Below are 2,857 nucleotides of genomic sequence, written 5' to 3' on the forward strand. Positions count from 1 at the left end.
TCTAGGGTTATTGTTGGTTTTATTGTTATAAATCAATGTTTTGTGTGGTTTTTAAGGGCTGACTAAGTAATATTGACGATATGACGATGACTATAATGCAGGGACTGAATAAGCAACCTCTTACAACAGAGGAAGCATTGGCGTTACCAGGATTACATGATCAAGCGGTTAGGTATGCGGTTTTACATCTAATGAATATACTTTCACCAATTCGGGATTTAATTTCAGAACTCAGTCGGTTGGCTTATGGCTTTGATGTAGCTCCATTTCCTCAAATGCAAGAGTTTCTTGAATGGATATATGATGATCGTCAATATGTTTTGAGAAAGAGAAAATGGCCATAAAAAGTCTAACAAATCATTCCAGCCAACCGCTAGTGCGTTGTCTGCTAAACACTCAAACTAATCATTTCTGCAGCAGCAGTGCGTGTTTTATCAGTAATCATTGAACCTCCTAAAATACGGGCAATTTCATCCACGCGCTGATCATTAGACAATTGCGCAACTGTAGTTTGTGCGCCACTCTGTTCTTGTGCTTTTTGCACGCGCAAGTGTTGGTGACCAAAGGCAGCGACTTGCGCTAAGTGGGTGATGCAAATAATTTGATAATGTTGGCTGAGTTGTTTGAGTTTTTGTCCAACCACTTCAGCGACTGCGCCACTAATGCCGACATCAACTTCATCAAAAATCAAAGTTGGGGTATATTCACTATCGCTACTGACGACTGAAATTGCTAAAGAGATGCGCGATAATTCACCGCCTGAGGCGACTTTTTTTAAGGCTTTAAAGTCACTGCCCATATTGGTTTGGACTAAGAAATCAACGCTTTCATCGCCGTTGTAATGCACTCCAAGTGCTTTTTTTGGCAGATCAACTTTAAACACACTGCCTGGCATGCCTAAGACTTGCATCGCCTCAGTGACTAAGTTTGATAATAAGCTGGCTTTTTCAAGTCTAACTTTGCTTAGGGCTTTAGCTTGTTGATGATATTGTTGCGCCAAAGTTTCTTTTTGTTGTTGTAGACCATCTAGTGATGCACTAGCACCGCCAATGTCTTGTAGGGACTGTGCAATGTTGTCTTGAGTGGTGATTAATTCGGTGATTTGACAGGTATGTTTGCGTGCTAAATCGTGTAGTTCACTTAAACGCGCTTCCAGCTCAGCAGTGGTCTGCTCGTCAAATGACAGACTGCTCAAATAATGATTGAGCCCATAAATGGTTTCTTGAGTTTGTACTTGTGCGCTGGAAAGCATTTGTGCAATTGGCGCGAGTTTTTCATCAGTTTCAAGTGCTTGATTGAGCACATGGCTTAAATTTAGCAACTGTGCGTTAGCGCCTGACTCTTGTTCGAGTTGGTTTAACACCTGTGTGGTTTTTTCAATCAAACTACTGGCATTTGCGCTAGTTTTAAAACTATGTTCAATTGTGTCAAGCTCATCTTGGGTAAGGGCAGAGTCTTTTAATTCTTGCAATTGGTGTTGTAATAATTCTTGCTGTTGCTGTTTGAGGTCTTGGTTGTTGCTTAGTTCGTTAATTTGACTGTTAATTGTATTGTATTCAGACACAATCGTATTAAGTGTATCGCATAACTCAGAGCTTTGTGTATAAGCGTCTAATAAGTCACGCTGCTGATTGTTGCGCAATAAGAGTTGGTGTTCGTTTTGACCGTGCATATCAATCAATAATTCACCCACAGCCTTCATGATTGAAAGTGGCACATTGACACCATTCACAAAGGCTTTTGAGCGACCATCGCTACTAATAATACGACGCAGAATACACTCCCCATCTTCCTCTAACGATTGTTCTTGTAAATAGTTTTGTATCTTTTTTTGACCTGCCACATCAAAGGCGGCACTTACTTCAGCCTTGTCTTGCCCGTGACGCACAAGTGTGGAATCACTACGATGACCCAATGCTAAATTTAAGGCTTGCAGAAGAATAGATTTGCCAGCACCCGTCTCACCAGTTACGGTGCTCATGCCAGATTCAAAAGATAAATCAAGCGCCTCGACAACCGCTAAATTTTTAACCGATAATTGAGATAACATAGCCTTACACTAGAGTTTGGTGCCCCAATGTAATTTGGAGCGAATGATCTCAAAGTAATCATAATTTTTTGGGTGCAACAAGTCAATGGCACTGCTGTATTGGTGCAGACGAATGTCTTGCCCTGTCTTAATGGGAACCGAGGTTTGCCCATCAAAACTAACAATTGCCCCATCTTCTGAGTTCTTTACTTTAATAACTATTTCACTATCACCTGGTACCAGCAAAGGGCGGTGACTCATGGTGTGCGGACAAATAGACACCAAGCCAATAGCATCTACACCGGGGTGCATAATAGGCCCGCCACTTGACAAAGCATAAGCAGTTGAGCCAGTTGGTGTGGTGATAATCAATCCATCAGCACGCTGATTGCTGACAAATTTATCGTCAATAAATAAATCAAATTCAATCATTTTTAAAGTTTCTGTTCTATGAACAACCGCATCATTGAGTGCCAAGAATTGCCCTAATATCTTGCCATCTTGTTCGACTTGGCACGATAGCAGGCGACGCTCTTCTTTGGTGAAGTCGCCATTTAATACTTCGCTTACAATCTCTTCCATATTAGTGACAGGCACATCTGCTAAAAATCCGAGTCTGCCTAAGTTAATACCCAATATTGGGATTTTTTTATCAACAAAAGTGCGAGCAGTGTTTAATAAAGAGCCATCACCACCCACAACAATAATCAAGTCTGCTTGTTCGGTAATTTGCTTATCATCCTGTACTACGGCTACATTTTTATCTTTAAGCAAGGTGATTAATTCTCTTGCTTTATCATCGCTACGTGGGTCATTAGGCTTGGTGAT

3 protein-coding genes are annotated in these 2,857 nt (G+C 41.1%); 1 reads left to right on the plus strand and 2 read right to left on the minus strand.

The features are described 5' to 3' along the window. The first annotated feature begins 80 nt into the window (after positions 1–80). Positions 81–344 (plus strand): hypothetical protein, encoded by a 264-nt coding sequence (locus BAZSYMA_RS00885; protein WP_143243041.1) that lies wholly within the window; start codon positions 81–83, stop codon positions 342–344. Positions 345–388: 44 nt separating this feature from the next. Here BAZSYMA_RS00885 and recN read toward each other — a convergent pair whose 3' ends face one another. After that, positions 389–2,050, minus strand: a complete 1,662-nt coding sequence (gene recN, locus BAZSYMA_RS00890; protein WP_090714609.1) for a DNA repair protein RecN — start codon at positions 2,048–2,050, stop codon at positions 389–391. A 9-nt stretch (positions 2,051–2,059) separates the two neighbouring features. Continuing rightward, the coding region (locus BAZSYMA_RS00895) for an NAD(+) kinase (protein ID WP_090714610.1) at positions 2,060–2,857 on the minus strand (798 nt) is incomplete at its 5' end.

It is taken from the genome of Bathymodiolus azoricus thioautotrophic gill symbiont, assembly GCF_001298715.1.
GTDB lineage: Bacteria > Pseudomonadota > Gammaproteobacteria > PS1 > Pseudothioglobaceae > Thiodubiliella.

What these genes read in the sequence shown, in the direction of transcription:
- BAZSYMA_RS00885 (WP_143243041.1), top strand. Translation starts at nt 81, where the DNA reads ATGACGATGACTATAATGCAGGGACTGAATAAGCAACCTCTTACAACA.
- recN (WP_090714609.1), bottom strand. Translation starts at nt 2,050, where the DNA reads ATGTTATCTCAATTATCGGTTAAAAATTTAGCGGTTGTCGAGGCGCTT.